Origin of the sequence: Williamsia sp. Leaf354 (genome assembly GCF_001424365.1) — a bacterium.
Classification (GTDB): domain Bacteria; phylum Actinomycetota; class Actinomycetes; order Mycobacteriales; family Mycobacteriaceae; genus Williamsia_A.
Map to the genome: position 1 here is coordinate 959,456 of NZ_LMPL01000001.1, position 26,309 is coordinate 985,764.

Below are 26,309 nucleotides of genomic sequence, written 5' to 3' on the forward strand. Positions count from 1 at the left end.
GTCTGGCAGCCCCCGACCGGAGAGATGCGGTGAGGTCGGCCACGCCGACGGCCGTGTCGGCGAGGAACTTCGAGCGCGATCAGACGACGACCTCGGACGGTGGGTGTTACGTTCGGTCACAGAGACAAGCGTCACGCAATCCGACGTCACCGTTCGTTCATCGAGCGTCTGCGTCCCGTTCGACTGCACGCGTTCCGACAAGAAGGGGCGGTCGCGTGCGTGTCGAGACCCACCGGAGGAGGCCCCCGTGCCGGTGATCACCCACACCCGGCCCAGCCGCGGATCCAAGCCGATCTGGGTGGGCTCCCGTCTCATCCTCAAGCCGCTCCTACGACTGTGGCCGGTGACCCCCTCGGGGTTGCGGCTGCTGTATCTCATCGACCGTGCCGCGGCCCGCGGTCCCAAGCCGCGCGGCGTCGTGAGCGAGCAGATGGAACTCGCCGGTCGCCCGGTCGAGATGTCGGTGCCGGCGGGACCGAGTCGCCGCGACAGCGACACCGCCCTGCTCTATCTGCACGGCGGCGCGTTCATCACCTGCGGCCTCGCGACCCATCGTGTGGTCGCCGGGCGCATGGCCCGCGTCACGGGTCTCCCGGTGTTCTCCCTCGCCTACCGCCAATTGCCCGAGGCCGGTGTGGGGACGTCGGTGCACGACGCCTATTACGCCTACCGCGAGCTGCTCCTCGAGCGCGGATATCGCCACGTGGTGGTCGCGGGCGATTCCGCCGGGGGATTCCTGGCCGCGAAGATCGGTGAGTACGCCCACCGCGACGGTCTGTCGATGCCCACGGCGTACGTCGGGTTCTCGCCGCTGCTCGATCTCGACCTCGCGAACAATCCCGATCGCAGCAGCCGCAGCGACGCCTACCTCCCGATGTCGAAGATGGCCGAGCTGACCCCGATGTTCGATCAGGGGCCGATCGGTCTCGACGGTGTCCGTCGCATCGCGGCGCTCTCGCCCCGGTCGATCCCGCCGCTGCTCATCACCTGCGCGCAGGACGAGATGCTCGAACCCGACATCATCGAACTCGTCGAATCCCTCGACGCCGCAGGTGCGACGGCGGTCGCCCACAGCTTCTCGTGGCAGGTGCACGCGTTCCCGGCCATCTCGGGCAAGCATCGTGAGGCGCTCGAGGCGATCGCGTTGGCCGGCGACTTCGTGCGCGAGGCGCTGCAGAGCGCGAAGCAGGGCGACGCCTCGGCCGAGAAGATGCACGGCCAGGCCGGTTAGTTCTTCTCGGTCAGGTCTGGTGTGGGGCACGCCGTTCGCGGCGGGCCTGCGCTCGGCACTTCGCCGAGCAGTATCGGACGTCGTCCCACTGGCCGCGTGCGGCCCAGCGCTTGCGGTTGTCGAACGGTCGACCGCAGACCTCGCAGGCCTTGCTCTCCCGCCAGTCCGCGGAGTCGCCGCGCTGCCTACCCATCGCTCCATTCTGCGCCGACACCTTCTGTGCCGACACCTTCTGTGCCGACACTTTCTGGGCCGACGGTCGACTCGATGGCCGAGACGCGGCGGAGGTCGTCGAACCGCACGGTGACGGTCCCGTCGGCGCAGCGGAGCTCGTAGCAGTCGGCGTCGGCGCGGTCGAGCACGATGCCCTCACGACGGGCCGCGTAGGAATGGACCGCGAGAACGTGGTCGGTCATCATCCCCGAGCTCAGCCCCTCGGTCAGCGTGCGGTTCACCGACAGGCTCCCCGCCGGCGGCAACGCGAAGTCGGCGTCGTTGCGCAGGATGAACGTCGCCTGGTCGTCGGGGGACTCGCCGAACGACCGGAACCAGACCGGCGCCGGGTCGAGCGACAGCGCCTGGGTGAGCAGCACGTACTGCGTGGCGACATCGGTGCGGGCGGGGAGCCCCTCCGCCGCGCGGGCCTCGGCGTCGAGTGGCTGCAGCGCTGTGGTCAGTTCCGCGATCCCGAGTTGCTCGCCGTTGCCGTGGACCGTGTTGGCGATCGCGACCACCGGCTCGGCGAACTGGTTGATGTTGTGCCACCCCCACATCCACGATCCGTCCGCCGAGGTCGACCCGACGAAGCTCGGTGCGAACCGTGCCGGGGGATCGGTGTGGAAGGTGAAGGTCGGAGGTTCGGTGAGGTCGCCCTCCCAGGCCACGCCGCCGAACCGTTCGGCGAACAGCACCTGCGACTCGAAGGCCAGCAGGACGATGTGATCGACGAGTTGGGCGACCACGTCACCCTCGACATCGATCCAGAAGTTGGGCTCGAGATCGGCCACCGTTCTCCCCTTCGGTGAATGCGTGTTCGGAACGAACCCTATCGACCCCTCGGGCGTCGGGCGCGGGGCTAGCCTGGGAAGCATGACCGCTCAATCCATCACCGAACTCATCGCGCTCGACGACCTCCTCGACGCCGACGAACGCGAGATCCGCGACACCGTCCGCCGCTTCGGCGAGGAGAAGCTGCGTCCGCACGTGGCCGGTTGGTTCGAGGACGCGAAGCTGCCGGTGCGCGAGCTCGCGGGACAGCTCGGCGAGCTCGGACTGTTCGGCATGCACCTCACCGGCTACGGCTGCGCCGGCCTGTCGGCGACCACCTACGGCCTGGCCTGCCAGGAACTCGAGGCCGTCGACTCGGGTCTGCGCAGCTTCGTCTCCGTCCAGGGCTCGCTGGCCATGTTCGCGCTGCACGCCTTCGGCAGCGACGAGCACAAGGACGAGTGGCTGCCGAAGATGGCCGCGGGCGAGGCCATCGGCTGCTTCGGGCTCACCGAGGCCGACTACGGGTCGAATCCCGGCGGCATGCGCACCAACGCCAAGCGCGACGGCGACGACTGGGTGCTCAACGGGTCGAAGATGTGGATCACCAACGGGTCGGTCGCCGACGTCGCCGTCGTGTGGGCGCGCACCGACCTCGACGAGGGTGCCCGCGGCATCCGCGGATTCGTCATCCCCACCGACACCCCGGGGTTCAGTGCCCCCGAGATCACGAAGAAGATGTCGCTGCGCGCGTCGGTCACGTCCGAGCTCGTTCTCGAGGACGTGCGCCTCCCGGCGTCGGCGATGCTGCCGGGCGTGCAGGGACTCAAGGGCCCGCTCAGCTGTCTCAACGAGGCGCGCTTCGGGATCGTGTTCGGCGCGCTCGGCGCCGCCCGCGACTGCCTCGAGACGGCGCTGTCGTACGCCGCCGATCGCGACGTGTTCGACAAGCCGCTGTCGAGCTACCAGCTCACCCAGGCCAAGCTCGCCGACATGGCGCTCGAACTCGGCAAGGGCCAGCTCCTCGCAGTGCACCTCGGGCGTCGCAAGGACCGCGGCGAGATCCGGCCCGAGCAGATCAGCGTCGGCAAGCTCAACAACGTGCGCGAGTCGATCAAGATCGCTAGGGAATGCCGAACCATCCTCGGCGCCAACGGCATCACCCTCGAGTACCCGGTGATCCGCCACATCAACAACCTCGAGTCGGTGCTCACCTACGAGGGCACCAGCGAGATGCATCAGCTCACCGTCGGCAAGGCGCTGACCGGGTACGACGCCTTCCGCTGACCGAGTCGGACATGTCGGTTCGTTAGGCTGTCGCGCATGGAACAGGGCATGCGTACGTTCTCCAAGAGCCTGACCGTGCTCGGGTCGATCCTGCTGATCGGCTGCGTCGGCTACCTCATGGTCGGGTGGTTGTCCGACGAGCGGTGGGGCTGGGTCGCGATCGGCGTCATCGTGATCGCCGCGAACCTCGGTGTGCTGTTCGTCCAGCTCAGGCCCACCCCGAAGCCCCGCGACTGGACCGTCGACGAGGTGCGGACGCTGATCGAGCCGGTGCATGGCGAGATGGCCCAGATCCGCACCCTGCGCCGAGCCGACAAGGGGCTGCCCCTGGCCAAGGCGGTCGAACTGGTGGCCCAGGCGCGCGTCGGCATGTAGCCCCGTGAACGCGCGTCCCCCGTTCGGACGCGCGCCCACCTCCGCGCGCGCCCGAACGGTGAGCGCGCGTTCACGCCCGACTCGGCGGTCTCAGCGCCGCCGCAGCGAGGCGTCGAGGATTGCGGGCGGGGTGTCGAACTTCTCGTCGGGCGCCAGATCGACACCGGGAGCGACGATCTCGTCGATGGCGTCGAGCACATCGCTCGAGAGCTCGGTGTCGCCCGCGGCGAGTTGTGAGTGGAGATGCTCGAGTGTGCGCGGTCCGATGATCGCGCTGGTCACGCCGGGGTGTGCGGTCACGAACCCGAGTGCGAGCTGGATCAGTGTCAGTCCGGCCTCGTCGGCGAGCGCGACGAGCTTCTCGACCGCGTCGAGCTTCGACTTGTTCGCGGGAGCATCGGGTCCGAAACGGTCGGGCATGAGCGTGGCACGGTTGGACGTGATCTCCTGACCCGCGCGGATGGCCCCGGAGAGGAAGCCGCCGGCGAGCGGGCTCCAGACCAGTACGCCCATCCCGTACTGCTCGGTGACGGGGAGAACGTGGGATTCGATGCCGCGCTGCAGGATCGAGTAGGGCGGCTGCTCGGTGGTGAAGCGGCTCAGGTGGTTCTCGCGAGCGGCCCACTGCGCCTGCACGATCCGGTACGCGGGGTAGGTCGACGAACCGAAGTAGCGGATCTTGCCCGCGCGCTGCAGATCGGTGAGCGCCGAGAGGGTCTCCTCGTCGCTGGTCTGCGGGTCCCAGCGATGGATCTGATACAGATCCACGTGGTCGACGTCGAGGCGCCGCAGGCTGTTCTCCAACTCGGTGACGATCCAGCGGCGTGAGCTACCGCGGTGGTTGCGCTCGTCACCCATCGGGTTGAACACCTTGGTGGCCAACACGATGTCGTCGCGGCGGCCGGCGATGGCCTTGCCGACCATCTCCTCGGACTCGCCCTGGCTGTACATGTCGGCGGTGTCGATGAGATTGATGCCGCCGTCGAGGGCGGCGCCGACGACCGCGGTCGCGTCGTCCTGCGTGGTGTGGCCGATGGCGCCGAAGTTCATGGCGCCGAGCGAGAGGGTGCTGACCTGGACGCCGGTGCGGCCGAGAGTGCGGTACTTCATGAGGACCCCTGATCTGAGCTATCGTGACGGAAGCGGAACGCGGTTCCGATTCAAAGATACGGAACACTGTTCCGCCTGTCGAGAGGGGGTGCTGCCGTGGTCGAGGCCACCCCGTCACCGACGCGGAAACGGGCCGATGCCCGCCGCAACGCCGAGACGCTGCTCGATGCCGCTGCGGCCGCATTCGTGACCGGCGGTGTCGCCGTCCCGGTGCGCGAGATCGCCGCCGTCGCCGGCGTGGGCGTGGGCACCATCTACCGCCATTTCCCGACCCGCGCGGACCTGATCGTCGCCGTCTACCGCCACCAGGTCGACGCCTGCGCGGCGGCCGGACCGGAACTGTTGGCGCGCAACGAGTCCGCGCACGACGCGCTGGCGTCGTGGATCGATCTCTTCGTCGACTTCCTGGTCACCAAGCACGGGCTCGCCGAGGCACTGCAGTCCACCGACCCCACCTTCGAGGCCCTGCACTCCTACTTTCTCGACAACCTCGTCCCGGTGTGTGCCGACATCGTCGACGCCGCGGCGCGGGCCGGCGAGATCCGATCCGACGTGCGCCCGATCGACCTGATGCGCGCCGTGGGCAACCTCTGCATCGGTGCCGGGGCGGACAACCGATACGACGCGCGACGCATGGTCGGAGTTCTCGTCGCGGGCCTGCGGGTGCAGCCGAGCGGCTGACGCCCGCCGGGGTGGGTCAGGCGGCGGCCCGCTCCACGGCCAGCAGGCTGTTGGCGTGATGCTCCGCTTCGTAGGCGCGCGCTCCGCCGTTCGCGCCGAACAGCCGTTTGCTCCACACCAGCCAGACCACCGCGGCCACGTTCACCGCGAACAGCAGGATGCGCAGCACGGTGACCTTCTCGGTGAGCTCGTAGATCTCGACGGGCAGGAACACGCTGGTCGCGACGACGGCGAAGTACTCGCCCCACCGCTTCATCAGCCACAGTCCGGTCGCCTCGATGAGCTGGGAGACGCCGTAGACCGCGATGGCGACCCCGATCCACACCAGCGTGGTGGAGCTCAGCGAGAAGCTCTCCTCGACGAGCCTGATGACCTTCGAATCATCGATGTTCCACCCGAGCTGGTTGGCGAGCGGACGCAGCAGCGGCAACTCGGTGTCGAAGGCATGGCGGGCCGACTCGCGGCTGTCGCGAAAGCGGATGACCGCGCCGCCCGCGATCAGCAGCACGATGGCGCGCAACAGTCGTTCGACGGCGAGCAGTCGCAACACCACGCGGTCCCGTGCGGCCTTGCCGCCGGCGATGTCGGGTGCCTCGTCGGCCGGGCCCCGCCCGCGTGGCTCACCCACCGCGAAGTCGCCGCAGCGCAGGCAGCGCCACGCGTCGCCGGCCGCGGTCGTCGCGGTCAGTCGTGAGCGCAGTCCGGGGTGGTCGGTGGGCTCGTACGTGGCGTGCCCGTGCCGGCTGCACGCACGCAGTGACCAGTCCATCGGTGCCGTCGCCTCCCGTCGGATGACATGTGCCCACACCATAGGCGGACGCCGTCGTGGCCGAACGACCATGCGATCTTTGTCCGAATCGAGCGACTGACGGGTGAACGGGCGGCGTTTCACTGGGTTCGAGCGCGCGTCTGAGGCAAGATTCGACACGGCACGTCGGTCGATGTGCCGTCGACGCAGACCGCGCGTCTGCCCGGGTCGAGGAGACCACCATGACCGGCTTCGACCGCCACGACATCAGCCGCCGGACCCTGTTCAAGGGGGCCGGAGCGCTCGGCGCGGTGGCCGCCGTCGGCGCGGTGAGCGGCAAGAACGCCCCGATCGCCTTCGCCGATCCCGCCGCCGGGTCGCGCGCGGTGTCCATCGCCGGCACCACCCTCGACACCGTCGGCGTCCCCGCCGCGACCGGACCGAAGTCGTATCGCAGGCTTGTCGCGGGACCGGCGTGGCCACTGGTGGTACGCGGGGAACTGGCCGCACCCAAGGCGGGTCGCGACGATCGACGGACGGGGCTCGCGTCGATCGTGCAGACCACCGACGTCCACATCGTCGACGCCGAGAGCCCGGTACGTGCCGAGTTCGTGCACCAGTACATCGGCTCGGCCTTCCGGCCCCACGAGAAGCTCGGTGCCGCGGCGACCATCAACCTGGTGCAGCGGATCAACGACCTGAGAACGGCCCCGTTCAGCGGACGGCGGTTCGACTGTGTGGTGTCGACCGGCGACAACACCGACAACCACGAGTTCGTCGAACTCGGGTGGTTCCTCACGCTGTTCAGCGGCGGCACCCTCGCGCAGTCGACCGGTGACCTCACCCGGTACGAGGGCGTGCAGGTGTGGGGTTCCGAGCTGTACTGGCAGCCGGAGTCGGCGGTGAACGACATCTTCAAGCAGAAGGGGTTCCCGCAGATCCCCGGGTTGCTCGCCTCGAGCATCAAGCCCGTCACGAGCCCCGGCCTCGACACCCGCTGGTACAGCGTGTTCGGCAACCACGACGACAGCGTGCAGGGCACCCTGCCGAGCGGGATCGGGGCGCTCGACGCGCTCTACACCGGATCCATCAAGCCGGATCTGCCGCTGCGCCGGACCGAGGTCGCGCGGATCGCCGACGCGTTCGGCAACCGACCCGCCGACGCCGCGCGCATGCTCGCCGCGCAGGCGGTCAGCGGACCCGTTCGCACCGTCACCCCGGACCCGCGTCGGCGGCCGTTCACGCCGAGGCAGTACATCGCCGAGCACTTCAAGGACCGCTACACCGGCCCCGGACCGGTCGGTCACGGATTCGCCCGGGACGCAGCCGAATCCGGCATCACCTACTACTCGTTCGAGATCGCGCCCGGCGTCGTCGGCATCTCGATGGACACCACCAACCATGCGGGATTCACCGACGGGTCGATCGGTCAGGGCCAGCTCGACTGGATGCAGCGGTTGTTCACCCGCGACCGCACCACGCTGTTCGTCGCCTTCAGTCACCACACGAGCGACACGATGGAGCTGCCGATCCCCGATCCGGAACGGCCGCTCGAGCGACGTGCCACCGGGCCGCAGCTGATCGACTTCTTCCACCGGTTCCCGAACGTGATCGCGTGGGTCAACGGTCACACCCACACCAACAAGATCACGCCGCACCGCGGACCCACTCCGGCGCAGAGCTTCTGGGAGATCAACACCGCCTCGCACATCGACTTCCCGCAGAACGCACGGGTGATCGAGGTCTGCGACAACGCCGACGGCACCCTGTCGCTGTTCTGCACCCTCATCGAATCGGCCGCGCCCTATTCGGTCGACTACTCCGACCACTCGGTGACGGGGTTGGGCTCGATGTACCGCGAATTCTCCTACAACGACACCGGTTACGAGGCCAAGCGTCTCGGCACCTCGGTCGACCACAACGTGGAACTGCTCCTCCCCAAGCCGGTCTGACCGCCCACGCGGCGGAGATCCTTCATCCAGCAGCCGGGACCACACCCAGCGCGACGACGGCGACGACCCCGACCACCCCGCCGATCTGCCGGGCGACCGACATCACACCGGACGCCAGGCCGGCGGCGGCGGGCGGGACACCCGAGGTCGCGAGCGACACGAGCGGCATGGTGAGCACCCCTGTGCCGCACGCCCACACGAGAGTTGCGCCGGCCAGGATCGCCACGCCGTGATCGCCGTTCATCGACATCACGAGCGCTACCGCTCCCGCCATGGCGGTGATCGTTCCCACCGTCATGACGGCATTCGGTCCCCAGCGGACGAGAAGGCGAGGCGAGATGACCGAGCCGAGAGCGAGGACGAGGCTCATCGGCAGCAGTGCCGAGCCCGTCGCGAGCGGGCTGCGGCCCTGCACGTTCTGCAGGAAGAGCGACAGGCAGTAGAGGGCGGCGGTCATCGCCGCGCCGAGCACCGTCATCGACACGTTGGCGACGATGATGCTGCGGCGCAGAACTGTTCGCCACGGGTACGCGGTCGGCCGTGTCTCGACGATGGACGCGGGCACGGCTGCGGTGAGTGCGATCAGCACGATGCCGACCGGGACGTTCGCGAGGAACACCCACCTCCACCCGAGCTCAGCGGTGATGACCCCGCCGATCACGAGGCCACCGGCACCCGCAACCGCCGAGGTGGCGCTCCACGCGGAGAGTGCCCGCGGACGCGCGGTGCCGGTGAAGGTGGTGGTCAGCAGACTCAGACTGGTCGGCGCGATCGCCGCCGCTCCCACGCCCTGGGCGACACGCGCGGCGAGGAGCATTCCACCGTCGGGCGCCAGGCCGCCGCACAGACTCGCGAGGGTGAACACCGCGACACCGGCGGCGAAGACCCGTCGGTGTCCCAGCCGGTCGGCGGCACGGGAGGCCGCCAGGAGCAGTCCACCGAAGGAGAGCAGGTAACCGTTGACGACCCAGCCCTGAGTGGTCGCGGACAACTCCATGTCGGACCGGATCGCGGGCAGGGCGACGGTCACGATCAGTCCATCGATCACCACCATCAGCTGACCGATGCACGCCACCGTGAGCGTCGTTCTCGATGTCGAGGTGCGGGAGCGATTCCTCAGGTAAACAATGTTCACCCGACGAAAGCTAGGCCATGCATCCCGACGAGTCAACGCCGGACGTAGGGTTTCGGCGATGGCCGTGCACCGACTCAACCGCGATCGCCTGGTGGCGATCGCGCACGACTATGTCGCCGAGAACGGTCTCGACGCACTCACCGTTCGGAGGCTGGCGGCCGCGGCGGACGTGACACCTGGCGCGCTGTACAAGCACTTCCGGGACAAACGCGATCTGCAACGTGCACTGGCCGACTCCGTCTACGCGACCATCGATCTCGACGGTCTCGGGCTCGATTCTCCACACGCCGATCAGGTCATCGAGTGTTGTGCGCGAATGCGGCAGGCAATGCTGGGGTTCCGCGATGGCGGACGAATCGTGGCGGGCTCGTATGCACCGTTCGCCGCGACGGTCGCGATCTCGACGACGCTGCGCAACCTGTTGGCGCCCCTCGTCATCGCGCCGTTCGACGCCGGCGACATCGCCTTCGCGTTGCGCAACTTCACCGTCGGCTTCGTGATCGAGGAGCAGGCCTACCTCGCATTGACCGCGTCCGGCGAGTGGGACGGGCTCGTCGCCGAAGTCCGTGCGGGTAGCCCGTCGACGTCGCACTCGGGATCTGATGGCGTCGCCATCCTCTCCGGAGATCGTGATGCGCGGTTCCGTGCCGGGCTCTCGGCGATTCTCACCGGAACGGTCGAGTGAGTCAGCGGGCGGAGCGGTCGCGGACGCTTCGCAGGCCGGTGTGACACCGGGGGAGTTCGTGGTCGTCGAGCTCGCTCGAACCCCAATGCAGACGGATCATTGACTTAATGACCGCGCAGTCATTAGTGTCCTCGACATGACCACACGTGACATCCGAAACCAGACGATGCTCCCGATCATCGGCACACTGGTGCGTGCCTACGTCGTGATCGCGGTGCTGACCGTGGTCGCGCTGGCGATCCTGTCGGCGGTGGCGCCCGATCAGGCTCCTCGGGACGCGTGGGTCCACGCGGTCATCGTCGTCGTGTTCGCCGCGCTGCTGCCAGTGCGACTGCGGTCGGCACAGCGGGTGAGCGTGGCGGCTCTTCGCGCCGTGGGGATCATCTCCGTGGTTCTGTTCCTGGCCAACGTCATCGAGGCGATGATCCCGGACTTCGCCCCGGGATGGATGCGCATCGAGATGATCGTGATCGCGCTGGTGATGCTCGGGATTATCGGATCCGTTGTGCGGGAGCGCGTGTGACGGTCGCTCCGACACCACGGCGACGCCTGAGCCCCGACGCGCGCAAGGAGCAACTCGAGTGCGCGGCGATCGACCTGATCGGCCGCGAGGGCCTGCCCGCGACGACCGCAGAGGCGATCGCGGAGGCGGCCGGGGTGTCGAAGGGGCTGCTGTGGCGGTACTACGACAACCTCGACGCACTGTTGGTGGCCGCCGCGCGCCGCGCCTTCGTTGCCCTCGAGAAGGCGGTGTCGGTCGATGTCGATCTCGACGCCCCCGCGGCGACACTGTTCACCTCGGCGATCCACCGCGCCGCCGGTCTGCCGGCCACCCACCCCGCCGAGTTGCGCACCGTCCGCCAGATCGGTGCGGCCTTCGCGACGGCCGATGGAGACCCGGCCGAGCGGGCCGCCGAATACGCTGCGCTCCACCGCCGTCAGGCCGAGCTGCTGCGACGCTGTCAGGAACGCGGCGACATCAGGCCCGACCTCGATGTCGTCCTGCTCGCGGTCACCTACCAGGGCATGGTCGACACCATGCTCGACCACCTCGACGCCGACCCGAACCTCGACCCCGACACATACGCCGACCACGTCGCGAAGGTGTTCCTCGGTGGCGTTCGCGCTCCGCTTGCGTAGCCGCGCTCCACTTGTAAGTGGAGCGTGACCGCAGAAGCGGAGCGTGAAGTCAGACGGTGACGTCCGCGGGTTGCTGATCGGCGAATTGGGTGCGGTACAGCTCGGAGTAGCGACCACCCGACGCCAGCAGGGTGAGGTGGGTGCCGCGCTCGATGACGCGCCCGTCCTCGAGGACGAGGATCTGTTGCGCGGCGCGGACGGTGGACAGCCGGTGGGCGATCACGATCGACGTCCGGTCGACCAACGCCTCCGACAGCGCTTCCTGCACAGCGGCTTCCGATGTCGAATCGAGGTGGGCGGTCGCCTCGTCGAGGATCACCACGGCCGGTTCGGCCAGTAGGAGTCGTGCGATGGTGAGGCGCTGACGTTCGCCACCGGAGAGTCGGTACCCGCGTTCGCCGACGACGGTGTCGAGCTGATCGGGCAGCGAGCGCACCAGCTCCTCGAGTCGGGCGCGCCGCAATGCGGCCCAGATCTCGTCCTCGGTGGCGTCGGGAGCGGCGAGCGTCAGGTTCGAGCGCACGGTGTCGTGGAACAGGTGCCCGTCCTGTGTGACGAGGCCGACCGCGCGATGCAGTGACGCCGACGTCACGTCACGCACGTCGATGTCGTTGACCGTGACCGCGCCGGAGTCGACGTCGTAGAGCCGGGTGGCGAGCTGGGCGATGGTCGACTTGCCGGCGCCCGAGCTGCCGACGAGAGCGACCATCGAACCGGCGGGTACCTCGAACGACACATCGTGGATAACCTCGACGCCACCGCGGTTGTCCAGTTGCGCAACCTCTTCCAGCGACGCCAGCGACACCTTGTCAGCCGATGGATAGGCGAACCGGACGCCGTCGAACCGCATCGACACCGGTCCGCGGGGCAACTCGCGCGCGTCGGGCTTGTCGGCTATGAGCGGTACGAGATCGGTCACCTCGAAGACGCGCTCGAAACTGACCAGGGCGCTCATGATCTCGACACGGGCGTTGGCGAGCGCCGTGAGCGGCGCGTACATCCGGGTCAGCAGCAGGGCAAGCGACACGACCGATCCGGCGTTGAGGTGTCCGTGCACGGCGAGGTAGCCGCCGACGCCGTAGACCAGCGCGAGCGCCAGCGCCGACACCAGCGTCAGCATGGTGACGAACACGGCTTGCAGCACCGCGCGCCGTACCCCGATACCGCGCACATTGGCTGCGCGCGCAGCGAATTCGCGCGACTCCTCGTCGGGGCGGCCGAACAACTTCACCAGGGTGGCGCCGGGCGCGGAGAATCGCTCGGTCATCTGGGTCGACATCATCGCGTTGTACTCGGCGGCCTCCCGTGACAGCGCCGCCATCCGTGCGCCCATGCGTCGAGCGGGAACCACGAAGAGCGGCAACAGGACCAGGGCGAGAAGCGTGATCTGCCACGAGATGAACAGCATCACGGTCATGGTCAGGATCAGTGTCACCAGGTTCGACACCACGCCCGAGAGCGTGTCGCTGAACGCGCGCTGCGCGCCGATCACGTCGTTGTTGAGGCGGCTGACGAGAGCTCCGGTGCGGGTGCGCATGAAGAACGCGATCGGCATCGTCTGGACGTGGTCGAACACCGTGCGCCGCAGATCGAGGATCAGGCCCTCGCCGATCGTCGCCGACAACCATCGCACCACCAGACCGACACCGGCCTCCACCAGCGCGATGACCGCGATCAGCACCGACAGCCACACGATGATCGATGTGGTGCCGTTACCCGTGATCTGGTTGACCACGCGACCGGCGAGAAGTGGGGTGGCGACGGTGAGGACCGCGGTCACGATGCTCAACACGAGGAACACGGCGATGCGGGTGCGGTGCGGACGGGCGAACCGACCGATCCGGCGCATGGTGCGCCGCCGCTCCTCCTTCGGCAGCCGCGACTTCTTCTCCGACCGCGACATCGTGCGGTACAGCGAGTTGTACGCGACGGATTCCATGGACATCACCCGAGCGTAAGACATCAACCAATGTTCAGGTCAACGAAAGGTTGCCCCGTTCGCGTTCAGAGGAATCCGGCCGGTCCCACCCGCCCGAATGCGCACGGTCCCGACCTTAAGAAGGTCTTCAGCTGCGCGGCCGTGAACGTCCCTAGCGTGGTCGGCATGACCGAACCACACGACCCGCACCATCCCGAACAGCAGCCGTCGACCGAACGGTTCGACGCACCCGCGCCGCCCGCGTTCCCGCCGCCAGGTTCGGAGACGCAGTCCCCGGCGCCGCAGCGGGCCTCCTGGTTCTCGGGCACGCGACGGACCGCGATCGTGACCGGTGTCGCGGGACTGGTCATCGGCGGGGTGATAGGCGGCGGCATCGGCTGGGCCGCCACCGGCAACGACGACTCCGGACATGCGAACTCCGCCTCCTCGCGGCAGATGTCCAACGGTGACGGTCCACGCGCCGAGGCCGCGCCGGCCAAGCGGAAGGCACGCGGTGCAGTGGCGGGGACCATCACCGCGATCAACGGATCGTCGTGGACCATCTCGGGCCGCGGCGGCCGCACCCTCACGGTGACGATCGGACAGAACACGACCTTCGGTACGAAGAAGGCGCCTGCGCAGCAGTCGGACTTCCGCGTCGGCGACCGGGTGGCGGTTGTCGGCAGAGACGTCTCGGGCACCATCGACGCGACGCGTGTCGCGAAGAGGAACACCCCCGCGGCGTCGTCGACCGCGCCGAGCGCGCCGGCGACACCGGGCGCGACGAGCCAACCCAGCTGACGGCCGGCCCGACCGGGGCATCATGGACTGATGGGTTCGTCGGTGCTGCTCGTGGAGGACTCGACGTCGATCCGGGTGGCCATCGCGGCCGCGCTGACCGATGCCGGGCACTCGGTGCTGGCCCGGGGCGACGGTGCGCGCATCGAGCTCGACCTGGGCGAGTTCCGGCCCGACGTCGTGCTGCTCGATGTCATGCTGCCCGGGTCCGACGGATTCGCACTGCTCGAGATCGTCCGACGCCGCAGCGACGCCGGGATCGTGATGGTGACCGCGCGCGACGCCGTCGCCGATCGCCTGCGCGGCCTCACCGAGGGCGCCGACGACTACGTGATCAAGCCGTTCGAGATGGCGGAACTGGTCGCCCGGGTCAACGCGGTCCTCCGCCGCCGCGGGCGAGGTGCGTCGATCGTCCACGTCGACGACCTCGTGATCGACCCCGATGCGGCGGTGGTGGTGCGAGGTGGGACGCCGATCGCGTTGACCGCCACGGAGTTCCGCATGCTGGTGGTGCTGGCGCGACGGCGCGGACGGGTGCTCACCAAGATCCAGATCCTCACGGCAGTATGGGGTTACGAGCACTACGACCCGAACCTGGTCGAGGTGCATGTGAGTGCCCTGCGCCGCAAGCTCGAGGAGCACGGACCGCGTCTGCTCCACACCGAACGCGGGCGGGGCTACACCCTCGACAGCGCACGGCCGGTGAGGTCGTCGTGACCGAGACCCCGCGGCTGCAGACGAGATCGCTGCGCTTCCGCGTCACCGCCATCTGCCTCGGAGTCCTGTCGGTCGTCCTGATCGCCGTGATCGTCACCACCGCAACGCTGTTCACGGCGGTGTCGCATCGCGACGTCGACAACCTGTTGACCGATCGTGTCGCCTACGCGCGTCAGCTGGCGCGCACCGCGACCGGACCCGAGGCGTTCCTCGCCCGTATCGACGGCCGCTCGGTACGCGCCCAGCTGATCCTCGCCGACGGCACCGTGGTGGGCCGGCCGCTGGCGCCCGGGGAGAGCGAGGAACGACGCGTGGTGCGGTTGCGCGGCGGACGTGCGTGGACGCAGGGCGCCGAACTCACCCTCGCCGTCGACAACCGCCTCCTCGATCGGCTGCAATCGCGCCTGCTGTGGGGCATGGCGATCGCCGGGGTCGTGGCCCTCCTGCTCACCGCGGCGCTGCTGTGGTTCGCGGTCCGCTACGCGTTGGCCCCGCTCGATGCGATGACCGGTCTCGCTCGATCGATCACCCGCGGGCACCGCGGACGGCGACTGTCGCCCGCGCGCCGCGACACCGAGCTCGGCCGCACCGCAGCGGCATTCGACGACATGCTCGATTCGCTCGAGGGTGCCGAGGCACGGGAACGCGCCGCACAGCAATCGGTGCGACGGTTCGTCGCCGACGCCGCGCACGAGCTGCGCACCCCGATCGCCGGGGTGGCGGCCATCGCCGAGACGCTGCTGCAGTCCGACCGCGACACCCCCGTCGAGGATCGCGAACAGCTGTGTCTGCTGCTGGTGCAGGAGACCCGTCGCGCCGGACGGTTGGTCGACGACATGGTCGACATGGCCCGTATCGACGCCGGGCTGACGCTCAGCCCGTCGCCGACGGAACTGCGCTCGCTGGTCGCCGATCAGGTCGCTCGTGTCTCGGTGATCCACCCCGACGTCGCGGTGACCGTGCGAGGGGACGCGACACCGCTGGTGGCCGACGCCGGACGCGTCAGCCAGGTGGTGGCCAATCTCGTCGACAACGCGTGTCAGGCGACGCCGCCCGGTGGCGCGGTCACCGCGTCGGTGTACGCGACGCCGGGGTGGGCGCACCTCGAGGTCGCCGACACCGGTCCCGGTGTCGGCCCGGCCGACCGCGAGCGGATCTTCGAACGGCTGGTCCGGCTCGACGCCTCACGTGACCGCCGGTCCGGGGGTTCCGGACTCGGGCTCGCGCTGGCGCGCGGCCTCGCCCGCTCGCACGGCGGGGACCTCGTCCTCGTCGATCCCCCTCCGGGCGTCGAGGGCGCGGTCTTCCGCCTCGATCTGCCGCTCTCACCCGGGCGCTGACCGCTACCTCAGCAGCGGCAGGAATGTGTCGGCGATGACGCGGTGGCCGGTGGGGTTGGCGTGGATGTCCTTGTACTGGGTGCATCCCCACGTCCACTGACAGATCCGGGCGACGTTCTTCGGGAGCGACCCGAAGCCGTCGACGGGAACCTGTGTGAGGACGTCGTTGTTGGAGAACGCGTTCAGCACGTCGGCGGTGGCGAACCCGTTGGCGCTGTTCGCCGAGCGGATGGTGTCGGAGAACAGGTTGTTCGCCGCCGCGGTGCCCTGGGCGAACACCTTGCCCTGCGCACTGTCGAGCCACCGCCGCAGTGGCGGCGTGTAGTAGTTCATGCCGACGTAGCGCGGACCGGCGCCGCCCGCGGTGCGCAGGCGCCCGTCGATGGTCGACAGGTTGGTGCCGACCGTCTGCAGTGCGCCGCCGATGCAGCCGACGTCGGGGACCCCCAGCGCGGAGGAACCGGTGGTGACCGATCCGTTGAGGCAGCGGTAGAGATCGTTGGCGCCGATGTCGAGGGTCACGAACTTCACGCGCGCCCGGTTGGCGGCGATGAAACGGGTCGCCTGATCGAGCTGCGACGACGCCCCGGCGTAGGTGCACCGTCCACCGTTGATCATCGTCGCGGTCGTCTCGCCGCTGCAGCCCAACCGCACGTGCACGAGGTTCGGGTCGGAGACCTTGAGGGCGTCGTAGATGCGGTCGGTGTAGGAGACCGGTTCGTCGGTGTCCGTGTCCGGTTGGTAGCCGGCGGCCAACGAGTCGCCCAGCGACACGTAGTAGGTCGCGGTCGGCGACGGATCGGGCAGCGGTCCCGGCGCGGCCCAGGCCGGGGTGGTGACCAGTGCCGCGAGCGTGAGTGCGGCCGCTCCGACCGCGGCGAGCATCCGTGTGCGCATGAAGAACCTCTCGATACCGATGTGTCCTCCGAACGGGGGACGCCGGTTCGATTCGTACCACGGAAGGTGTTGGCCGGATGAATCTTTCATCGCATCGAGACCGCACCTATGTCCGACCGAAACTCTGGCGCTAGGTTGAGTGGTACGTAAGTCGCCTCATGGCGATCCCTCGGACAGGAGCACAGCGATGGCGCAGCAACTGAGACTCGGTTACAAGGCATCGGCCGAGCAGTTCGATCCCCGGGAGCTCGTGGAGATCGCGGTCTCCGCCGAGGAACACGGCATGGACTCGGTCGCCGTCAGCGACCACTTCCAGCCCTGGCGCCACAACGGTGGCCACGCCCCGTTCTCGCTGGCCTGGATGGCTGCGGTCGGCGAGCGGACCAAGCGCGTCCAGATCGGCACCTCGGTGATGACGCCGACCTTCCGCTACAACCCCGCGGTCATCGCGCAGGCCTTCGCGTCGATGGCCTGCATGTACCCCGACCGCATCATGCTCGGCGTCGGCACCGGAGAGGCCCTCAACGAGTACGCCACCGGGTTCACCGGCGAGTGGCCGGAGTTCAAGGAACGCTTCGCCCGGTTGCGCGAGGCCATCGCGCTGATGCGCGAGCTGTGGACGGGCGAGCAGGTCGATTTCGACGGCGAGTACTACTCCACCCAGGGCGCCTACATGTACGACATCCCGGAGAGGCCCGTCCCGGTGTACGTCGCGGCCGGCGGACCGGTGGTCGCCCGCTACGCCGGACGCGCGGGCGACGGTTTCATCTGCACCTCGGGCAAGGGCATGGAGCTCTACACCGAGAAGCTGCTGCCCGCGGTCGCCGAGGGCGCGGGCAAGGCCGAGCGCGACGTCGCCGACATCGACAAGATGATCGAGATCAAGATCTCCTACGACCCCGACCCGGAGTTGGCGCTCGAGAACACCCGGTTCTGGGCGCCCCTGTCGCTGACACAGGAGCAGAAGCACAGCGTCAACAGCTCGACGGAGATGGAACGTCTCGCCGACGAACTCCCGATCGAGCAGGTCGCCAAGCGATGGATCGTCGCCTCCGACCCCGACGAGGCCGTCGAGCAGGTCAAGCAGTACACCGACGCCGGGCTCAACCACCTCGTGTTCCACGCACCGGGTCACGATCAGCAGCGGTTCCTCACCAACTTCCAGACCGATCTCGAGCCGCGGCTGCGCAAGCTGGGCTGAGCACCTGCTCACGGCGTGTGTCGAGCTCGTCACAGAGCGGGCGGCCACGGTCGACGCGGACGGTTGCGGTCCCTAGCCTGGGAGATTCACAACCGTTCGAGTCAATGCCGACTCCCCAGGGGCCCGCTCTCGCGAGCTGTGTGCCCCGATCTCCACAGGAGCCGTGACACATGTCGATTCTTCCCCTGCTCATCGTGATTCAGGCCTTCGTGCTGTCGACGTGGTCGATGGTGGTGCTGACCGCCTACCTCGTCACCCGCGACGACGATCACGCCTACGAGTCCCTCGATCTCACCGCGGCCAACGTGGCGGGTGCCCGCACCCGGTAGCTGCCCGGCGAGCGATGAGTTCTGCCCTCGGATCGGGTCGGACACGGTGACACCACCGCACCGATCCGAGGAGATCCACCGATGACCGAGTTCGCCACCACCGCCCTCGGCGACACCGTCGCGTTCGACCGACACGGCCCCTCCGACGCCTCCGCCGCCCGCGCCGTCGTCTTCGTCGCCGGCGCGGGCCCGCATCGTGCGGGCGACCCGATCACCACCGCCACCGCCGCGTTGCTCGCCGACAGGGGTGTCGCGTCGATCGTCCACGATCGCCTGGGTCGCAACGAGAGCCCCGCCGACGGGGTCATCACCCTGGAGAGGGAGCTGGCGGCCGTCGCGGCGATGATCACCGCCGCCGGTGGTTCGGCGGTGCTGTGCGGCCACTCGTCGGGATGCGCGATCGCCATCGAGGCCGCGCGCGCCGGACTCCCGGTCACCGGACTGGTGCTCTGGGAGGCCCCGTTCATGCACTCGGGCGACGAGACCCGGGAGTGGATCGAGGAGTTCGAACGCCGCCTCGACGCCGGCGACCGCGACGGCGCGCAGCGGCAGTACATGAAGGACATGCCGGCCGAGTTCATCGACCGCGCGCAGGAGGACGGCATCTGGCCCGCGGTGATCGCGCAGGTGGAGAGCCTCCGCCCCGACGGGCGTGCGCTGGTCGCGGTCGCCGCCGAACCGCTCACCTCCATCCTCGGCCCGGTGGGGGTCCCGGTGCTCGCGGTCGTCGGCACGGAGACGTTCCCGGGCATGGCCGAGGCCGCCGAGGCGATCGCGGACGCCGCCGCCGACGGGCGCGCCGAACGTGTCACCGGGGCGCACCACTCATGGGACCCCGAGACGATGGCCGAACGTCTCGCCCGGTTCGTCGGCGGCAGCTGAGGAAACCCGTTTGTCGGCGCGGGGTCTCCTCGCGCAGGCTGTCCCCGTGAACCGTCGACTGGACCCCGCGACCCTTCCCGTTCTCGCAGCCGTCGTGACGGTGCTGCTGTGGGCGTCGTCGTTCGTGGTCATCCGCTCGGTCGGTGACCACTTCTCACCCGGTGGACTGGCTTTCGGGCGGCTCGCCGTCGGATTCGTCGGTCTGGCGGTGATCGCCCTGCGGTATCGCCGGCCGCTGCCGCGCGGGCGTGCGCTGGGGTTGGTGATCGGGTACGGCGTCGCGTGGTTCGGCGGGTACACCGTGCTGCTGAACTGGGCCGAGCAACATCTCGACGCCGGCACCGCGGCGCTCCTGGTCAACTTCGCGCCGATCATCGTGGCGGTGTTCGCGGGCCTGTTCATGGCCGAGGGTTTCCCGAGGCCGCTGGTGGTCGGCATGGTGATCGCCTTCGCCGGCGTCCTGCTCATCGCGTTCGGGGGCAGCGGCGGCAGCGGGTCGAACGACACCCTCGGCATCGCGCTGGGATTGGTGACGGCCGTGCTCTACGCCGCAGGGGTCCTCATGCAGAAGGTGGCGCTGCGCTCGGTCGACGCCATCACCGCCACCTGGGTCGGATGCCTCGCGGGCCTCCTGGTGACCGTCCCGTTCGCACCGCAGGCCGTCGGCGAGATCGCCGACGCCTCGGCCGGCCAGATCGCGGGCATGGTGTTCCTCGGTATCGGTCCCACGGCGATCGCGTTCACCACGTGGGCCTACGCGCTCACCCGCACCGACGCCGGGAAGATGGCCGCCACCACCCTCACCGTCCCGGCCATCGCGATCCTCCTGTCGTGGGTGACCCTGGGCGAGGTGCCGACGCTGCTCGGACTGGTGGGCGGCGCGATGTGCCTCACCGGTGTCGCCATCTCGCGACGCCGCTTGCGTACCGCCTAACGTCTGCAGTCATGGATCGCGAGCGCATGGTCGACGTGGCGGTGTCGGTGGTGTCGCGTTTCGGCGCCCAGGCCCTGAACCTGACCTCGGTGGCCCGGCACGCCGGTGTCGGACGCGCGACGGCCTACCGCATGTTCGGCGGCCGTGACGAACTGCTCGCCGCGATCGTCGACCGCGAGGTGTCGGTGCTGCACGACCGGATGGACAGTTGGATGCTCGCCGTCGACGACCCGCACGACAAGGTCCACACCCTCGTCACGAAGACGTTGGCCTACATCCGCGAGCACGAGGCGCTGCAGTACCTCCTGCGCAACGAGCCCGGCGAGCTGGTGTCGACGCTGGTCGCGAGCGGGCCCGACCGTGCGACCGACACCACGATCATCGACGTGATCGTGCAACGCTGCCTGCCCGACCTCGACGCCCAGCCCGCCCTCGCCGGCGCGCTGCACCCCGACGGTCGCGGGGCATCGGAGTTCGCCGCGCGGGTCGTGTACTCGCACATGCTCGTCCCGGGCAGTTCCATGACCGACGATCAGGTCGCCGACCTCGTCTGCCGAGCCGTGCTGGGTGGATAGGGTGGGGCCGTGGCCCATCTGACCCGTGACGACAGTGTGTTCGTGCTCCACCTCGGCGACGAGGGCGGTGGTGACGACGAGAACGTCTTCGGACCGCCGCAGGTCGAGGCCATCAACGCACTCCTCGACGAGGTCGAGGCCAGCGAGGGTCCGACCGCGTTGGTCACCACGAACGAGGGCAAGTTCTACTCGACCGGCCTCGACACGGGGTGGGTGCTCACCCACGTCGACGAGGTCGACCCCTACATCCAGAGCGTGCAGGAACTGCTCGCACGCATCCTCGTGTTCCCGATGCCGACCGTCGCCGCCGTCGCCGGTCACGCCTTCGGTGGTGGCGCGTTGTTCGCCCTCGCCCACGACCATGTCGTGATGCGGTCCGACCGCGGTTACATCTGCATGCCCGGTGTCACCATCGGTGCGAGCTACGCCCCGGGCAGCGTGATGCTCGTCGGCGACAAGGTGCCCGCCCGGGTCAACCACGAGATGCTGGTGACCGGCAAGCGGTACGGCGGTCAGCAGGCCCACGATCTCGGGATCGTCGATGCCGCAGCCACTCTCGACGACGTGCTGCCCACCGCGCTGGCCTACGCCCACGCGAACAAGCACACCCGCGGCCGCACCATCGGCGAGATCAAGGCCTCGATGTACGCGCGTACCGCCGCCGGCCTGCGGGCGACGGTCAGCGGTGTCGGCGGCCAGGCCGCCATCGCCGAGAGCTGAGTTCCCTGCTGGGATATGCCACCCAGCGGCTCGGCATCGTCCCCACAGCGATGCCGGTCCGCTCAGTGGAACTTTTCAGTCATCTCTCGCTGAGGGCCTTGAGGTTGAGGAGCTGCCGGCGCGCCATGACGAGGTCGCCGACCGAGACCAGGGGTGCGATCAGGCGGCCGCGAGACATGACGATCTTGAGGAGCAGTCGGGTGTGCCCGCCGGTCGGCACCAGCACGTACGACATCACCGCACCCGCGATCTCGCCGGTGAGTGCCTCGTTCGGTACGACGTCGAGGATCTCGCCGAGCGGTCGTCCGCCACATGACATGAAGTGTTCTCCCACAACCGGTTCCGGAAGACCCGTCAACTCGGTCGGTGAGCGACGGCCCAGGTTGTCGACCCAGTCGTAGGAGTAGGGCGCGAGGCGGAGTTGACCGATCCACGGCCACACGCGGTCGGGGGTCGCGTGGACGGTCACACCTCGCCACGCCTGCAGCACCGGCCGCGACACGATGTCGTCGCAGGGGAATCGACGCGAGGTCTCCGCCGTGTCGACGCCCCACCGGTCTGCGATCATCACCCGTTCCTACCAGTGCGCGAGGGGTGAGGGGCTCCCAGGGACCTCCCAGCATCCGCCCAGCCGCAGAGGAGACAGAACGGACATCGTGAGGAACGTACCGATCGGCGCCCTGCCGATCGGAGCTACCCACGGAGGCATCATGACCACCCTCGTCGACCGGGCGCGACCGCCCGCCGATCCGGACCCCGATGGTGGTCGCCATCGGATCGTCCACGACACCCCGCAGAGCACCCGCTCACGCCTGCTGACCCGCGCGCCGCTACCGGTGCTGCTGGTGGTGACCGCGGTGCTCTACCTGTGGAACCTGTCGATGAACGGCTACGCCAACAGCTTCTACGCCGCGGCGGCACAGGCCGGCGGCACCAGCTGGAAGGCATGGTTCTTCGGCTCGCTCGACGCACAGAATTTCATCACCGTCGACAAACCCCCGGCGTCGCTGTGGGTCACCGGGCTCTCGGTGCGCATCTTCGGGATGAACAGCTGGGCCGTCCTCGTGCCGCAGGCACTCATGGGGGTCCTCGCGGTGTTCCTGCTGTACGCGACGGTGAAGCGCACGGTGTCGAACCCGCGCCACGGCCAGGTCGCGGGTCTCATCGCCGGTACGGTGCTGGCGTTCACGCCGGCCGCCGCGCTGATGTTCCGCTTCAACAACCCCGACGCCCTCTTGGTGCTGCTCATGGTCGCCGCCGGGTACTGCCTGATCCGCGCGATCGCCGCAGGATCGGGGAAATGGCTGGCGCTGGTCGGCGTCGCGCTGGGCTTCGCGTTCCTCACCAAGATGCTGCAGGGCCTCCTGGTGTTGCCCGCCTTCGGTCTCGCGTATTTGTTGCTCGCGAACACCGGGTGGCTCAAGCGGATCGGGCACCTCCTGCTCGCGACGGTGTCGTTGATCGCCGGCGCCGGCTGGTGGGTCCTCGTCGTCGCACTGTGGCCGGCCGGGTCGCGCCCCTACATCGGCGGATCCACCGACAACACGGTGATGAACCTCGTGCTCGGCTACAACGGCCTCGGCCGGATCTTCGGGGCCAGCGGCGGCGGGGGTGGCGGCATGGGCGGGAACGGTGCCGCCGGTTCGAGTTTCGGTGGCGCCACCGGACTGAACCGACTGTTCGGCTCCGAGATGGGCTACGAGATCTCGTGGCTGCTCCCGGTCGCGCTGTTCGTGATCGTCTTCGGCGCCTACCTGGTGGTGCGGCAGTTCATCCGAGTGCGTGAGACCGATCGGCTGTCGCGCACCGAGAAGGCGGGCCTGGTCATGTGGGGCGGTTGGCTCGCCGTCACCGGCCTGATCTTCAGCTTCATGAGCGGCACCATCCACCCGTACTACACCGTGGCTCTCGCCCCGGCCATCGGTGCACTCGTCGGCCTCGGCGGCGTCTACGCCTGGCGCCTGTGGGACCGGTGGGACGGCCGGATCGCGTTGGGCGCCATGATCGCCCTGGCCGCAGGCTGGTCGATCGTGCTCCTGAATCGAGCCGACTTCGGACCGGTGTGGACTCGCTATCTGATCGGCGCGGTCGCGGTCATCGCGGTCCTCGTGATCGTGGTCGGCGGGAAACTCGGGTTCCGCAAGGCGGTGGCCACGGCGGTCCTCGTCGGCGCGCTCGCCGGGTTCAGCGCCTCGGCGGCCTTCGGTATCGCCACGGCCGCAACCGAACACACCGGATCGATCCCCACTGCGGTGCAGACCGCCGACTCCTCGGGCGGCATGGGTGGGCCCGGCGGTGGTGGCCCCGGTGGTGGTGGCGCGGGCGGCACCAGCGGCCAGCGGCCCTCGGGTGCCCCGGGTGGCACCGCAACCCAGACGCAGGGGCAGTCCCAGGCCGCGACGTCCACGCAGCGCACCGGCGGAATGGGCGGGGGGATGGGCGGTTCGACGAGCACCGAACTGACCGCGCTCCTCAAGGCCACGACCACGAAGTGGGCTGCGGCGACCAACGGTTCGCAGTCGGCCTCGGGAATCGAGATCGCCAGTGGTACATCGGTGATGGCCATCGGCGGCTGGAGTGGTGACCCCACCCCGACGCTGGCGCAGTTCATCCAGTACGTCAAGGACGGCAAGATCGGCTACTACATCGGCAGCGGTCAGGGCGGTGGTCCGGGCGGATCGAGTTCGAGTGCCACCGAGATCTCCACCTGGGTGGCCGAGCACTACACCGCCACCACGGTCGGTGGGCAGACGGTCTACAAGCTCACCTGAGCGATCCGGCACGACGTGCGGCGCCGGTGGTCACCTCCGTGACCACCGGCGTCTGCCGTTTCTCAACGCCTGTTGTGTTCGGGGACCGCCCGTGTTTGAATTCGAACTGATCGATTCATCAGAATTGATCGGGCCGTAGGGGATGCTCATGGATGTCACACGCCGCCAGGCGATCACCGCGTTGGCCGCCGGTGGGGTGGTCGCCGGCCTCGCGCACGGGGCGTCGGTGGCAACGGCCGATACCGGCCCCACGGGCTCGGGCCGGCACCGCATCGACCTGCACTCGCACTTCCTCCCGCCGCGCTACCGAGCGGCGTTGCAGGCGAGCGGGTACACACTGCGATCCTTCGTCCCGGTGCCGTCGTGGTCTCCGGCCGAGGCGTTGGCGTTCATGGACGCGCACGGGATCGGTACCCAGGTGCTGTCGATCTCCGACCCGGGGGTGAACTTCCTCCCGGCCGCGCAGGCGCGTTCGATGAACCGGTACTGCAACGACTATCTCGCCGATCTGGTCGCGCGGTACCCCACCCGTTTCGGCGGATTCGCCTTCCTCCCCCTACCCGACGTCGCCGCGTCGCTGGCCGAGATCACCCACGCCCTCGACGTCCGCAGGCTCGATGGTGTCGCGCTGCTCAGCAACTACAACGGCATCTATCTCGGCGACACCCGCTTCGAGCCCGTGATGGCCGCACTGAACGCCCGCTCGGCCTTCGTGTTCGTGCATCCGGCCGAGCTCGCCCCGAGCAACCGGCCGGAGCTGCCGTTCCCCGCGTTCTACGAGGAATACCCCTTCGACACGACGCGCGCGGCGGCCCTGCTCATGGCCACCGGCACCATCGACCGCTACCCGAACATCCGGTTCTCCCTCGCCCACGCAGGCGGCTGCGTGCCGTTCCTCTCGCAACGACTGTCCACGCCGCGCCAGGCGTTCCCCTCCGCGCCGCCTGTCTCGGTGTTCGGCACCGACGAGAAGATCCGGAACTTCTTCTACGACACCTCGCTGTCGTCGTCACCGGCCGCGATGCGCAGCGTGCTGGAGGTGACCGGCATCGACCACATCGTCTTCGGGTCCGACTGGCCGTTCAGCGCGCTGACCTACCGGGGACAGACCGGTGCCGATCCGGCGCCCGCACTCGCCGAGGTGTTCGATCCACAGCAGCGCTACCGCATCGAACGACTCAACGCGCTGGCACAATTGCCCCGATTGGCATCGCGTCTGTCGTGAACTGAGGTGGAGGAGGGTCAGTGCGACCACCGACGAGGGCACCGGAGAACCGCACCGACCGACGTCGCGCCAAGACGCGCCAGGCCCTCATCGACGCCGCGCGCACGCTGATCGCCGACGGACGCGCCGCGACCGCGAGCATCGCCGACATCACCGCCACCGCCGACGTCGGCTTCGGGACCTTCTACAACCACTTCGACGACAAGAAGTCGCTCTTCGACGCGGCCATCGACCAGATCCTCGAGGCGCTCGGCGACCACCTCGAGACCATTGCCGACCGCACCGACGACCCCGCCGAAGCCTTCGCCACGTCGTTCCGGCATGCGGGGCGGCTGGCCATCGCGCACCGACAGACCGCCGAGATCATCGACTCCTACGGCTTCGTCCTGATGGAGTCGCCGACCGGGCTGGGTCCCCGTGCCCACCGCGACCTGTCCGCCGCGGTCGCCGCCGGACGACTGCACATCGACAACGTCGCCCTGGCCACCGCGATCACCGGTGGCCACCTGCTGGCGCTGGTGCACGCGTGGCTCGCCGATCCGACCTCGGTCACCGAGGCCGATGTCGACGCCTCGGTCGAGACGCTGCTGCGGTCGTTCGGGATGCCTGCGGCGGCCGCCCGCCGGTTGGCCCATCGCACCCTCGAACCACTCGGATGAGTGCCGATAGGC

At 69.0% G+C, this 26,309-nt stretch carries 28 protein-coding genes; 20 read left to right on the top strand and 8 right to left on the bottom strand.

Features of this window, described 5'->3' with window-relative positions:
* The first annotated feature begins 247 nt into the window (after positions 1–247).
* Complete coding sequence (locus tag ASG12_RS04635) at positions 248–1,231, top strand: alpha/beta hydrolase (protein ID WP_055785739.1); 984 nt, start codon at positions 248–250, stop codon at positions 1,229–1,231.
* 10 nt (positions 1,232–1,241) lie between these two features.
* Here ASG12_RS04635 and ASG12_RS21110 read toward each other — a convergent pair whose 3' ends face one another.
* Together ASG12_RS21110 and ASG12_RS04640 are read right to left on the bottom strand one after the other, a co-directional pair.
* Positions 1,242–1,424, bottom strand: coding sequence for a DUF2256 domain-containing protein (locus tag ASG12_RS21110; protein ID WP_082079830.1), 183 nt, complete (start codon positions 1,422–1,424; stop codon positions 1,242–1,244).
* The gene (locus tag ASG12_RS04640) at positions 1,417–2,238 is read right to left on the bottom strand and encodes a DUF6882 domain-containing protein (protein WP_055785742.1); all 822 of its coding nucleotides are present in this window, start codon (positions 2,236–2,238) and stop codon (positions 1,417–1,419) included. The genes ASG12_RS21110 and ASG12_RS04640 overlap by 8 nt, the downstream gene beginning before the upstream one ends.
* A gap of 82 nt (positions 2,239–2,320) precedes the next feature.
* Between ASG12_RS04640 and ASG12_RS04645 the strand changes: the two genes are divergently transcribed.
* On the top strand, positions 2,321–3,505 hold the full coding sequence (locus tag ASG12_RS04645) for an acyl-CoA dehydrogenase family protein (protein WP_055785745.1): 1,185 nt from the start codon (positions 2,321–2,323) through the stop codon (positions 3,503–3,505).
* Between the two features lie 36 nt (positions 3,506–3,541).
* The gene (locus tag ASG12_RS04650) at positions 3,542–3,880 is read left to right on the top strand and encodes a hypothetical protein (RefSeq protein ID WP_055785748.1); all 339 of its coding nucleotides are present in this window, start codon (positions 3,542–3,544) and stop codon (positions 3,878–3,880) included.
* 90 nt (positions 3,881–3,970) lie between these two features.
* On the opposite strand, the gene ASG12_RS04655 is transcribed toward ASG12_RS04650, so the two are convergent.
* A complete protein-coding gene (locus ASG12_RS04655; RefSeq protein ID WP_055785751.1) occupies positions 3,971–4,990 on the bottom strand; it encodes an aldo/keto reductase in 1,020 nt (339 codons plus the stop codon).
* Between the two features lie 96 nt (positions 4,991–5,086).
* On the opposite strand from ASG12_RS04655, the gene ASG12_RS04660 reads away from it, so the two are divergent.
* Entirely contained in the window at positions 5,087–5,671 is a 585-nt protein-coding gene (locus ASG12_RS04660; RefSeq protein ID WP_055785755.1) for a TetR/AcrR family transcriptional regulator, read from the top strand.
* A 16-nt stretch (positions 5,672–5,687) separates the two neighbouring features.
* Here ASG12_RS04660 and ASG12_RS04665 read toward each other — a convergent pair whose 3' ends face one another.
* A complete protein-coding gene (locus tag ASG12_RS04665; protein ID WP_055787655.1) occupies positions 5,688–6,440 on the bottom strand; it encodes a DUF2127 domain-containing protein in 753 nt (250 codons plus the stop codon).
* Positions 6,441–6,661: 221 nt separating this feature from the next.
* On the opposite strand from ASG12_RS04665, the gene ASG12_RS04670 reads away from it, so the two are divergent.
* A complete protein-coding gene (locus tag ASG12_RS04670; protein WP_055785757.1) occupies positions 6,662–8,371 on the top strand; it encodes a TIGR03767 family metallophosphoesterase in 1,710 nt (569 codons plus the stop codon).
* Between the two features lie 22 nt (positions 8,372–8,393).
* Here ASG12_RS04670 and ASG12_RS04675 read toward each other — a convergent pair whose 3' ends face one another.
* Entirely contained in the window at positions 8,394–9,446 is a 1,053-nt protein-coding gene (locus tag ASG12_RS04675) for an MFS transporter (protein ID WP_055785760.1), read from the bottom strand.
* A 118-nt stretch (positions 9,447–9,564) separates the two neighbouring features.
* Here ASG12_RS04675 and ASG12_RS04680 point away from each other — a divergent pair, with 118 nt between their 5' ends.
* The 3 genes from ASG12_RS04680 (at position 9,565) to ASG12_RS04690 (ending at position 11,331) form a co-directional block, all read left to right on the top strand.
* Entirely contained in the window at positions 9,565–10,191 is a 627-nt protein-coding gene (locus ASG12_RS04680) for a TetR/AcrR family transcriptional regulator (protein ID WP_055785763.1), read from the top strand.
* Between the two features lie 136 nt (positions 10,192–10,327).
* Positions 10,328–10,714: a hypothetical protein gene (locus ASG12_RS04685; RefSeq protein ID WP_055785766.1), complete on the top strand. Its 387-nt coding sequence runs from the start codon at positions 10,328–10,330 to the stop codon at positions 10,712–10,714.
* Complete coding sequence (locus ASG12_RS04690; protein WP_055785769.1) at positions 10,711–11,331, top strand: TetR/AcrR family transcriptional regulator; 621 nt, start codon at positions 10,711–10,713, stop codon at positions 11,329–11,331. Before ASG12_RS04685 ends, ASG12_RS04690 begins: the two co-directional genes overlap by 4 nt.
* 49 nt (positions 11,332–11,380) lie before the next feature.
* Here ASG12_RS04690 and ASG12_RS04695 read toward each other — a convergent pair whose 3' ends face one another.
* On the bottom strand, positions 11,381–13,276 hold the full coding sequence (locus ASG12_RS04695) for an ABC transporter ATP-binding protein (protein WP_055785772.1): 1,896 nt from the start codon (positions 13,274–13,276) through the stop codon (positions 11,381–11,383).
* 159 nt (positions 13,277–13,435) lie between these two features.
* Between ASG12_RS04695 and ASG12_RS04700 the strand changes: the two genes are divergently transcribed.
* From ASG12_RS04700 to ASG12_RS04710, 3 genes are read left to right on the top strand one after another with little or no spacing between them, the layout of a single operon-like run.
* Complete coding sequence (locus ASG12_RS04700) at positions 13,436–14,050, top strand: DUF5666 domain-containing protein (RefSeq protein WP_156377916.1); 615 nt, start codon at positions 13,436–13,438, stop codon at positions 14,048–14,050.
* 30 nt (positions 14,051–14,080) lie between these two features.
* Positions 14,081–14,764, top strand: a complete 684-nt coding sequence (locus ASG12_RS04705; RefSeq protein WP_055785776.1) for a response regulator transcription factor — start codon at positions 14,081–14,083, stop codon at positions 14,762–14,764.
* Positions 14,761–16,104 (top strand): sensor histidine kinase, encoded by a 1,344-nt coding sequence (locus ASG12_RS04710; RefSeq protein ID WP_055785779.1) that lies wholly within the window; start codon positions 14,761–14,763, stop codon positions 16,102–16,104. Before ASG12_RS04705 ends, ASG12_RS04710 begins: the two co-directional genes overlap by 4 nt.
* Positions 16,105–16,107: 3 nt before the next feature.
* On the opposite strand, the gene ASG12_RS04715 is transcribed toward ASG12_RS04710, so the two are convergent.
* Entirely contained in the window at positions 16,108–17,001 is an 894-nt protein-coding gene (locus tag ASG12_RS04715; RefSeq protein ID WP_162243398.1) for an SGNH/GDSL hydrolase family protein, read from the bottom strand.
* Between the two features lie 187 nt (positions 17,002–17,188).
* On the opposite strand from ASG12_RS04715, the gene fgd reads away from it, so the two are divergent.
* From fgd to ASG12_RS04740, 6 genes are all read left to right on the top strand, one after another.
* Positions 17,189–18,202, top strand: a complete 1,014-nt coding sequence (gene fgd, locus ASG12_RS04720) for a glucose-6-phosphate dehydrogenase (coenzyme-F420) (RefSeq protein ID WP_045821622.1) — start codon at positions 17,189–17,191, stop codon at positions 18,200–18,202.
* 170 nt (positions 18,203–18,372) lie between these two features.
* Positions 18,373–18,531 carry a hypothetical protein gene (locus ASG12_RS21535; RefSeq protein WP_156377917.1) on the top strand — a complete coding sequence of 53 codons (159 nt, stop codon included), beginning with the start codon at positions 18,373–18,375 and terminating at the stop codon, positions 18,529–18,531.
* A gap of 81 nt (positions 18,532–18,612) precedes the next feature.
* On the top strand, positions 18,613–19,413 hold the full coding sequence (locus tag ASG12_RS04725) for an alpha/beta fold hydrolase (RefSeq protein WP_055785785.1): 801 nt from the start codon (positions 18,613–18,615) through the stop codon (positions 19,411–19,413).
* Positions 19,414–19,459: 46 nt separating this feature from the next.
* On the top strand, positions 19,460–20,347 hold the full coding sequence (locus tag ASG12_RS04730; RefSeq protein ID WP_156377918.1) for a DMT family transporter: 888 nt from the start codon (positions 19,460–19,462) through the stop codon (positions 20,345–20,347).
* Positions 20,348–20,358: 11 nt separating this feature from the next.
* Entirely contained in the window at positions 20,359–20,922 is a 564-nt protein-coding gene (locus ASG12_RS04735) for a TetR/AcrR family transcriptional regulator (RefSeq protein ID WP_055785787.1), read from the top strand.
* Positions 20,923–20,931: 9 nt separating this feature from the next.
* Positions 20,932–21,642, top strand: a complete 711-nt coding sequence (locus tag ASG12_RS04740; RefSeq protein WP_045821626.1) for an enoyl-CoA hydratase/isomerase family protein — start codon at positions 20,932–20,934, stop codon at positions 21,640–21,642.
* Positions 21,643–21,721: 79 nt separating this feature from the next.
* Here the strand turns inward: ASG12_RS04740 and ASG12_RS04745 are convergent, their stop codons facing one another.
* Entirely contained in the window at positions 21,722–22,210 is a 489-nt protein-coding gene (locus ASG12_RS04745) for a hypothetical protein (protein ID WP_055785791.1), read from the bottom strand.
* A gap of 142 nt (positions 22,211–22,352) precedes the next feature.
* On the opposite strand from ASG12_RS04745, the gene ASG12_RS04750 reads away from it, so the two are divergent.
* The 3 genes from ASG12_RS04750 (at position 22,353) to ASG12_RS04760 (ending at position 26,297) form a co-directional block, all read left to right on the top strand.
* The gene (locus ASG12_RS04750) at positions 22,353–24,413 is read left to right on the top strand and encodes a glycosyltransferase family 39 protein (RefSeq protein WP_055785794.1); all 2,061 of its coding nucleotides are present in this window, start codon (positions 22,353–22,355) and stop codon (positions 24,411–24,413) included.
* 148 nt (positions 24,414–24,561) lie between these two features.
* Positions 24,562–25,638, top strand: coding sequence for an amidohydrolase family protein (locus ASG12_RS04755; RefSeq protein WP_235456053.1), 1,077 nt, complete (start codon positions 24,562–24,564; stop codon positions 25,636–25,638).
* 20 nt (positions 25,639–25,658) lie between these two features.
* Positions 25,659–26,297: a TetR/AcrR family transcriptional regulator gene (locus tag ASG12_RS04760; protein WP_055785800.1), complete on the top strand. Its 639-nt coding sequence runs from the start codon at positions 25,659–25,661 to the stop codon at positions 26,295–26,297.
* Positions 26,298–26,309: the final 12 nt, after the last annotated feature.

Excerpts from the sequence above, each read along its gene's own strand:
- ASG12_RS04655 (WP_055785751.1), bottom strand. The coding sequence starts at position 4,990 with ATGAAGTACCGCACTCTCGGCCGCACCGGCGTCCAGGTCAGCACCCTC.
- ASG12_RS21535 (WP_156377917.1), top strand. The coding sequence starts at position 18,373 with ATGTCGATTCTTCCCCTGCTCATCGTGATTCAGGCCTTCGTGCTGTCG.
- ASG12_RS04670 (WP_055785757.1), top strand. The coding sequence starts at position 6,662 with ATGACCGGCTTCGACCGCCACGACATCAGCCGCCGGACCCTGTTCAAG.
- ASG12_RS04735 (WP_055785787.1), top strand. The coding sequence starts at position 20,359 with ATGGATCGCGAGCGCATGGTCGACGTGGCGGTGTCGGTGGTGTCGCGT.
- fgd (WP_045821622.1), top strand. The coding sequence starts at position 17,189 with ATGGCGCAGCAACTGAGACTCGGTTACAAGGCATCGGCCGAGCAGTTC.
- ASG12_RS04705 (WP_055785776.1), top strand. The coding sequence starts at position 14,081 with ATGGGTTCGTCGGTGCTGCTCGTGGAGGACTCGACGTCGATCCGGGTG.
- ASG12_RS04685 (WP_055785766.1), top strand. The coding sequence starts at position 10,328 with ATGACCACACGTGACATCCGAAACCAGACGATGCTCCCGATCATCGGC.
- ASG12_RS04665 (WP_055787655.1), bottom strand. The coding sequence starts at position 6,440 with ATGGACTGGTCACTGCGTGCGTGCAGCCGGCACGGGCACGCCACGTAC.
- ASG12_RS21110 (WP_082079830.1), bottom strand. The coding sequence starts at position 1,424 with ATGGGTAGGCAGCGCGGCGACTCCGCGGACTGGCGGGAGAGCAAGGCC.
- ASG12_RS04650 (WP_055785748.1), top strand. The coding sequence starts at position 3,542 with ATGGAACAGGGCATGCGTACGTTCTCCAAGAGCCTGACCGTGCTCGGG.
- ASG12_RS04755 (WP_235456053.1), top strand. The coding sequence starts at position 24,562 with ATGGATGTCACACGCCGCCAGGCGATCACCGCGTTGGCCGCCGGTGGG.
- ASG12_RS04725 (WP_055785785.1), top strand. The coding sequence starts at position 18,613 with ATGACCGAGTTCGCCACCACCGCCCTCGGCGACACCGTCGCGTTCGAC.
- ASG12_RS04700 (WP_156377916.1), top strand. The coding sequence starts at position 13,436 with ATGACCGAACCACACGACCCGCACCATCCCGAACAGCAGCCGTCGACC.
- ASG12_RS04750 (WP_055785794.1), top strand. The coding sequence starts at position 22,353 with ATGACCACCCTCGTCGACCGGGCGCGACCGCCCGCCGATCCGGACCCC.
- ASG12_RS04695 (WP_055785772.1), bottom strand. The coding sequence starts at position 13,276 with ATGTCCATGGAATCCGTCGCGTACAACTCGCTGTACCGCACGATGTCG.
- ASG12_RS04680 (WP_055785763.1), top strand. The coding sequence starts at position 9,565 with ATGGCCGTGCACCGACTCAACCGCGATCGCCTGGTGGCGATCGCGCAC.
- ASG12_RS04715 (WP_162243398.1), bottom strand. The coding sequence starts at position 17,001 with ATGCGCACACGGATGCTCGCCGCGGTCGGAGCGGCCGCACTCACGCTC.
- ASG12_RS04645 (WP_055785745.1), top strand. The coding sequence starts at position 2,321 with ATGACCGCTCAATCCATCACCGAACTCATCGCGCTCGACGACCTCCTC.
- ASG12_RS04745 (WP_055785791.1), bottom strand. The coding sequence starts at position 22,210 with ATGATCGCAGACCGGTGGGGCGTCGACACGGCGGAGACCTCGCGTCGA.